Origin of the sequence: Streptomyces purpureus, assembly GCF_014648195.1 — a bacterium.
Taxonomy (GTDB): Bacteria; Actinomycetota; Actinomycetes; order Streptomycetales; family Streptomycetaceae; genus Streptomyces; species Streptomyces purpureus.
Window position 1 is genome coordinate 126932 of record NZ_BMQQ01000006.1, and the last position, 7650, is coordinate 134581.

Here is a 7650-nt window from a genome sequence, read left to right on the forward strand (position 1 = left end):
GAAGCCGAACCGCCGCAGGATCCGGAAGAGTTCGCCGCTCTTCTTCATCCGGTGGATCTCGGTGTTGAACGCGTCACGCAGGTCGGTGTCGGTGGGGCGGAAGGCGAAACCGCCGCCGTCGATCTTCTTCTTGCCGTCGACCACCGCGGCGAAGGGCTCGGTGGCCTCGGCGCGGCTGCTCTTCCTCACCACCTCGCGGGTGGTGAGCGCGGTGCCGGCGAAGACGTCGACGCGGCCGGACTCGACCGCGTTCAGGCCGGCGACCTGGTCCTGGAGGATCACGATGTCCCGCTCGGGGTAGCCGGCGGCGATGGCGTAGCCGATCTCCGCGTAGCCGCTGCCGGTGGCGAAGCGGGCCTTGGTCCGCACCACGTCCTCGTACGAGCGCAGATTCTTGGGGTTGCCCTTGCGGACGATGAAGGAGTCGAGCATCTGGTATTCGGGGTCGGAGAAGACGACCTGCTCACAGCGCTGTTTGTTGATGTACATCCCGGCCGAGACCACGTCGAACTGCTGGGAGTTGAGGCCGGGTATCAGGGACGCGAAGTCGGTGGCGACGGGCTGCACCCGGCCGATGCCGAGCCGCTGGAAGACGACCTTGGCCAGCTCGGGGGCCTCGCCGGTGAACTCGCCCTGCTCGTCGACGTATCCGTAGGGCACCTCGCCCGCGATGCCCAGGCGCACGGTGCCCTGGGATCTGAGCCGGTCGAGGGTGGCGCCTGAGGCAACCCGGCTGCATCCGGCCATTCCGGCCGCGGCGGCCGCCGTACCCAGGAGCACCGTGCGACGTTTTATCCGTTCTGTCCTTCTCGTCTGCGCTGTTCGAGCCATGGGCGCGCGGCTACCCGGAGCCGAGCAGGCCATTCCCGTCAGTTTCGCGGGAATAACCGGAGACACCCTCCTGTTCGTCCCGGTGTACGTATTCCCCGCGCAGGAGGGTCATCACCGGTGATCGACGCGATTCACGGCACGGCACACGGGACCGCGCCCGTTCCCCTGTCCGTACTGGACCTGGTCACCGTCGGTACCGGCCGGACCGCCACCCAGGCGCTGGCCACCAGCGTCGAGATCGCCCGGCTCGCCGAGCGCCGCGGCTACCACCGCCACTGGGTGGCCGAACACCACTCCATGCCGGGCGTCGCCTCCTCGTCCCCGGCCGTGATCCTCGCCCATCTCGCCGCCCACACCGAGCGCATCCGGCTCGGCTCCGGCGGTGTGATGCTCCCCAACCACGCCCCGCTCGTCATCGCCGAGCAGTTCGGCACGCTGGAGGCGCTCGCCCCGGGCCGGATCGACCTGGGTCTGGGCCGCGCCCCCGGCGCCGACGGCGCCGCCGCCGCCGCCCTGCGCCGCACCGACCGGTTGAACGAGGGCGCCGACGACTTCCCCGAGCAACTCGCCGAGCTCACCCGCTTCCTGGACGACGACTTTCCCGACGGCCACCCGTACGCCAAGATCCACGCGGTACCGGGCCCCGTGCAGGGCCCGTCCGGGCGGCCGCCGATCTGGCTGCTCGGCTCCTCCGGCTTCAGCGCCCGGCTCGCCGGGCTGCTGGGCCTGCCGTTCGCCTTCGCCCACCACTTCTCCGCGCAGAACACCGTGCCCGCGCTCGACCTCTACCGCGACTCCTTCCGCCCGTCCGCGGTCCTCGACGCGCCGTACGCCCTGATCGGCGTCTCGGTCCTGGCGAGCGACGACGAGAAGGAGGCCCACCGGCAGGTGATGACCGGCGCGCTGTCGATGATCCGGCTGCGCACCGGCCGGCCGGGTCTCGTGCCCTCCCCGGAGGAGACGGAGGCGTACTCCTTCACCTCCCTGGAACGGGAGTTCGTCGACGGCTGGCTGAAGAACATCGTGTACGGAACGGCCGACGAGGTCTGCTCAGGACTGGACGAGCTGCGGAAGCGGACCGGGGCGGACGAGCTGATGCTCACGGCGAACGCGCATGGCGCCGAGGCGCGTGTACGTTCCTACGAACTCATCGCCGACGCCTACGGGATGCCCGGAGTGGTTCATTCCTGAATCGTCCGCGCCAGGAGCCCTAAGGGAGTCTTAAACCGCTCGTCACCGATGGTGGCGGGCGGTCTCCTTTTGTGCTGCGGCATGTCTGACGAGCACTTTCTTCCTCAGATTGGTCTAGTCCTCAGTTTGGTTCAGACCATTGACGCGGTGTTCACGCGGCGGCTATCACTTCTCCAACTCCCGTACCGCGGAACCCCCTCGGAGGCGTACGTGCACCCCCGCAGACCCTTGCTCGCAGCGCTGGCCACCGCCACGCTCGCCGCCGGCGCGCTCGCCGGCTTCGCCGGGATCGGATCCGCCCAGGCGGCCGACGCGGCGCCCTCGTCCGGGGGCGTGAAGATCGCGTACTACGACCAGTGGAGCGTGTACGGCAACGCCTTCTACCCCAAGCACCTCGACACCCGTGGCATCGCGAGCAAGCTCGACATCATCAACTACTCGTTCGGCAACATCCACCCGACCGAGCTGACCTGCTTCGAGGCGAACAAGGCCGCCGGCGACGACAACAACCCCAACGCCGGTGACGGCGCGGGCGACTCGTACGCCGACTACCAGAAGTCCTTCTCCGCGGCCGACAGCGTCGACGGCGTCGCCGACAAGTGGGACCAGCCGATCGTGGGCGTCTTCAACCAGTTCAAGGAGCTGAAGGCGAAGTACCCCCACCTGAAGATCAACATCTCGCTGGGCGGCTGGACCTACTCCAAGTACTTCCACGACGCGGCGAAGACCGACGCCAGCCGCAAGAAGCTCGTCGCCTCCTGCATCAAGCAGTACATCCAGGGTGACCTGCCCGTCGAAGGCGGCTTCGGCGGCCCGGGCACCGCGGCCGGCATCTTCGACGGCATCGACATCGACTGGGAGTACCCCGGCTCGCCCGACGGCCACCTCGGCAACCACTACGGCCCCGAGGACAAGGCCAACTTCACCCTGCTCCTCGCCGAGTTCCGCAAGCAGCTCGACGCGTACGGCACGGCACACGGCGGCAAGAAGTACCTGCTCACCGCGGCCCTCCCGGCCGGCCAGGACAAGATCAAGCACATCGAGACCGACAAGATCGGCGCGTACCTCGACTACGCGAACATCATGACGTACGACATGCACGGCGCCTGGGACGGCGACGGGCCGACGTACCACCAGTCGCCGCTGTACTCGGGCGCCAACGACCCGACGGACCCGATCAAGCCGGGCACCGAGAAGTACTCGATCGACAACGCCATCGACGCCTGGATCGACGGCAAGCCGGCGTACGGAATCGCGGGCGGCTTCCCCGCCGACAAGCTGACCCTCGGCTACGAGTTCTACTACCGCGGCTGGAAGGGCGTCCCCGCCACCGGCAACGGCCTCGCCCAGCCCGCGACGGGCGCGTCCGGTGCCCGCCCGGTCAGCCAGCAGGCCGGCATCGCCCACTACAAGGAGCTCGGCGGCGTCGTCGACAACGCCGCCACCACCTTCTGGGACGACCAGGCCAAGGCCTCCTACTTCTACAAGGACGGCGAGTTCTTCACCGGCCTCGACAAGCGGGCCGTCCAGGCCCGGGTCGACTACGGCAAGCAGCGCGGCCTGGCCGGCGCGATGATGTACTCCCTGCTCGGCCTGGACAACAACACCACGCTGCTGAACCACATCTCGGACGCCCTCGGCGGAGCCACTCAGCCGCCGGTCACCACGCCTCCGACGACCACCCCGCCCACCACCACCCCGCCGACGACCCAGCCGCCGACCACGCCGCCCACGGGCTGCGGCTCGCTCCCGGCCTACGTCGCGGGCACCGTCTACACCCAGGGCAACGAGGTCTCCCACAACGGCCGTAAGTGGAAGGCCAAGTGGTGGACCCAGAACGAAGCCCCCGGCACCACCGGTGAATGGGGGGTCTGGCAGGACCTGGGCGCCTGCTGACCTCCGCCCCCTGAGCACTGCCCCCGCCCGGACGCACCCTCCGGCCGGGGGCAGTTCCATGCCAACGGAGACGCCGGGCCGTCAGACGGACAGCGAACTGGCCCCGATCATCTGCCCGATCCGGTCCGGCGCCACCGCCCGCGAGTACAGCCAGCCCTGGCCCGTGTCGCAGCCGATGCGGCGCAGCCGGGTCGCCTGGCCCGCCGTCTCGACGCACTCGGCGGTCACCGTCAGGCCCAGCCGGTGGGCGAGTTGCACCAGCGCCTCGACGATCAGCTCGTCGGCCGGGTTGGCATGGGCCTCGTCCTGGAAGCCGCGGACGAAGGAGCCGTCCAGCTTCAGCACCGAGACGGGCAGCCGGCTCAGATAGGCGAGGTTGGAGTAGCCGGTGCCGAAGTCGTCGATCGCGATCCGCACACCCATGTCGCTCAGCGCCTGAAGGGCCTGGAGGGGACGGCCCGCCGAGCCCATCACCGCGGACTCGGTCAGCTCCAACTGGAGCAGATGCGGCGCGAGTCCGGTCTCCGCGAGGATCCCGGCGACATCCGCCACCAGGTCGGAGTCCCACACCTGCCGTACGGCAACGTTGACACTCACGAAAATCGGGCGGTCACCCGGATGGTCCTTCTGCCACTGACGGGCCTGACGGCATGCTGTACGCAGAACCCAGCGGCCGAGTTCGACGATCGACCCGTCCTCCTCGGCGATCCCGACGAACCGATTCGGCGCAAGTGTCCCGAACTGTGGGTGATTCCACCGAACAAGTGCTTCGACGCCCCGCACGGATCCGTCCTCCATGCCGACCAGCGGTTGGTACTCCAGCGCGAACTCCCCGCGCTCGACCGCCGGCCGGAGGGTGGAGGAGAGCGCCTGCCGGGTCATCCGGTGTGCGTTGCGCTCGGGGTCGAAGAGGGTCCAGCGGGCCTTGCCGTCGGCCTTGGCCCAGTACAGCGTGGTGTCGGCGGCCTGCATCAGGCCCGTCGCGGTCGTCCCCCGGGCCGCCCGCTCCACCACGCCGATGGACGCGGAGACCGACAGGCGCTGCCCGCCCAGGTCGAACGGCTGCTGGAGCGAGCAGAGGACAGACTGGGCGAGATCGGCGAGGTGTTCGGTGCCGGTCGGGTCCTCGACCATGATGGCGAACTCGTCGCCGCCGAGCCGTGCGACCAGATGTCCGCCGCTGCGGGTGTAGCCGTCGCTGTCGGCGCACTCGGTGAGCCGGGCGGCCACGGCGGCGAGGAGCCGGTCGCCGACGCGGTGCCCGAGCGTGTCGTTGACCGCCTTGAAGCCGTCCAGGTCGAGGTAGAGAAGCCCGATCCGCCCTGATCCGCCATGCCGGTACGGCTCGTACGCCCCATGGGGCCCAGGGGTTTCGTGGGCCGGACTGGGCGGGCGGACGTCGTCCTGCGCGGCGGACTCCAGCGCCGTCGCCAGCCGTTCGAAGAACAGGGTCCGGTTCGGCAGCCGGGTCACCGGATCATGCATCTGCAGATGCCGCAGCCTCGCTTGGAGTTCGCGCCGGTCGCTGATGTCCGCGATGGACAGCAGCACCCTCCGGCTCTCCGGCACCGGGGCCACCGTGACCTCCGCCCACAGCGACCGCCCGTCGGGATGTTTCAGCCGCCGCGTACATCGGAAGCGGGAGCGGCGGCCGCGCAGCACCTCGCGGTACGCGTGCCAGGTGCGGCCGTCCGATGCCAGATCGACCAGATCGGCGGCGGCCTGCTCGTGCAGGGAGGCCGGATCTGTGCCGAGGAGGCTGGCGAGGGCGTCGTTCGCGGCGACGACGACACCGTCCTGGTCGACGACGGCCATGGCGAGCTGCGCGGCACGGAACGCGGCTCGGTAGTCGCGGAGTTCGGCGGCGCCGCGGCCGATGCCCGTACGGCCTCCGGAAGTTCCCCGCATGTGACGCTCCGTAACCGAAGAAGGGGCTGTTCCGTGCGGTGTTGAGGGCGGTGCTCCGGCCGTCACGGCCGCGGGTCCCGGTCCTTCGAAGGTTCCGCTCACCGCTCGCTCCCGTGGTCAGTCGGGTCCGTACAGATGTGGTCGGGATGGTCGGGCCAAGGAAAGTGTGCCGATCATAGAGGCAGGCCCGGCGGCCATTCCAGCTCTGCGGGAGTGGGGAAGCGGCGTGAGCGGTCCGAGAGACCCCGTGCGCCGGTCCCGGCCGATCGTTTCTGCGCGGGTGTGGCGCGGCGACCGCACCGACCTGACCGATTGTGACTTTCCGTGAGCCGATGCTGTGTGTCGTCGTGTCGCCGTCTCACCCATGTGGGGCACTGGAACAGGGCATATGGCAAGAAACCGGCACAAGGTGGGTGAGGTGTTCCGCATTCCGTAGCCGGAGGTCCACGTGGAGGGTCAGCAGACACCCGAGGGGGTGGAACGACCACGGCTGCGCGCCGGGGCGGCCGCGTTCACCTCCCTCGCCGCACTCGCCGCCACGGGTCTGGTGGCCGGCCCCGCCGTCGGCGCGCCGACCGCGGGGCCGTGCACCCTGCCCCGTACGGCCGCACACCACTCCCTCGGCCTGGACAGCTGGAACGCCGCCTACCCACGGCCCGTCCGCACGCTGAACGCGGTCATGATCTTCCTGTCCTTCCCGGACTCCACACCGCTGCTGCGCCCCGCCGACCTGGCCGCCGACCACTTCCCCGCCACCAGCGAGTTCTTCCACCGCGCCTCCTACGGGCGGTTCGCGCTGCGCCCGCATCCCCAGCGGGCCTGGACGCGGATGCCGAAGGATTCCACCGCGTACCGCATACAGCGCGACTGGTCGCTGGAGCGGCGCACGGCCTATCTGCGGGACGCCGTCGCGGCGGCCGACGAGCGGGTCGACTTCTCGCGCTACGACGTCGTCTACCTGGTCGCCGACCCGGACGCCCCCGGTGTCGACTCGGACGCCACGAAGGTCGTCAACCTGGACCGGCCCATCGAGGCCGACGGCCGGCAGATCCGGCGGGTCGTCACGGTGTTCGAGCGTCACCCCCCGGACCGCAATGTGCTGGCCCACGAGACCGGGCACGTCTTCGACCTGCCGGACCTGTACCACCGGCCGACGGACGGCAAGGGCGACTGGGACACGCACGTCGGTGACTGGGACGTCATGGGCAGCCAGTTCGGGCTCGCCCCGGACCTCTTCGGCTGGCACAAGTGGAAGCTGGGCTGGCTTGACCGGCGCCAGGTGCACTGCGTCTCGGCGGGCACCACGCTGCTGAGCCTGGAGCCGCTGGCCGCCGCGCCGCCGCCCGGCGGCTCGCTCGGCACCCGGCTCGCCGTCGTACGGACCGGCCAGGACACGGCGCTCGCGATCGAGGCCCGCGGTTCCACCGGCAACGACCACGGCACCTGCCGGGAGGGCGTACTGATCTACCGGGTCCGCAACGGCGCGGCCTCCGGCGACGGCCCGGTCCAGGTGGTGGACGCCCACCCGCGCACCGAGGCGTGCTGGGACCGGTCCGTCTACCCGGCGCTCGCCGACGCGCCTCTCGCCGAGGGCGAGACCTTCACGGTCCCCGGCTCGGACACCCGCGTGGAGGTGACCGACCGCACGCCCTCCGGGGTCTGGACGGTCAAGATCACGGTGGGGGAGGGGACGTCCGAGGGGTGACGGGCATACGAAAAGGCCCCCCGCTTTCGCGAGGGGCCTTTTCCGTCTGTGCGCCGCCAGGGACTCGAACCCCGGACCCGCTGATTAAGAGTCAGCTGCTCTAACCAACTGAGCTAGCG

Annotated in this window: 5 protein-coding genes; 3 read left to right on the forward strand and 2 right to left on the reverse strand. The window is 70.1% G+C overall.

Annotation, left to right across the window (positions count from 1 at the left end):
- Positions 1-831, reverse strand: an 831-nt coding sequence (ehuB, locus tag IEZ01_RS10775; RefSeq protein WP_229832852.1) for an ectoine/hydroxyectoine ABC transporter substrate-binding protein EhuB, incomplete at its 3' end; no start/stop codon positions are given.
- Positions 832-948: 117 nt separating this feature from the next.
- Between ehuB and IEZ01_RS10780 the strand changes: the two genes are divergently transcribed.
- Both IEZ01_RS10780 and IEZ01_RS10785 read left to right on the forward strand, forming a co-directional pair.
- A complete protein-coding gene (locus tag IEZ01_RS10780) occupies positions 949-2022 on the forward strand; it encodes an LLM class flavin-dependent oxidoreductase (protein WP_189201333.1) in 1074 nt (357 codons plus the stop codon).
- 210 nt (positions 2023-2232) lie between these two features.
- On the forward strand, positions 2233-3918 hold the full coding sequence (locus IEZ01_RS10785; protein ID WP_028797571.1) for a glycosyl hydrolase family 18 protein: 1686 nt from the start codon (positions 2233-2235) through the stop codon (positions 3916-3918).
- 81 nt (positions 3919-3999) lie between these two features.
- Here the strand turns inward: IEZ01_RS10785 and IEZ01_RS10790 are convergent, their stop codons facing one another.
- Positions 4000-5928: a putative bifunctional diguanylate cyclase/phosphodiesterase gene (locus tag IEZ01_RS10790; protein WP_052185646.1), complete on the reverse strand. Its 1929-nt coding sequence runs from the start codon at positions 5926-5928 to the stop codon at positions 4000-4002.
- 346 nt (positions 5929-6274) lie between these two features.
- Here IEZ01_RS10790 and IEZ01_RS10795 point away from each other — a divergent pair, with 346 nt between their 5' ends.
- A complete protein-coding gene (locus tag IEZ01_RS10795; protein WP_189201335.1) occupies positions 6275-7531 on the forward strand; it encodes a M6 family metalloprotease domain-containing protein in 1257 nt (418 codons plus the stop codon).
- Positions 7532-7650 lie beyond the last annotated feature (119 nt).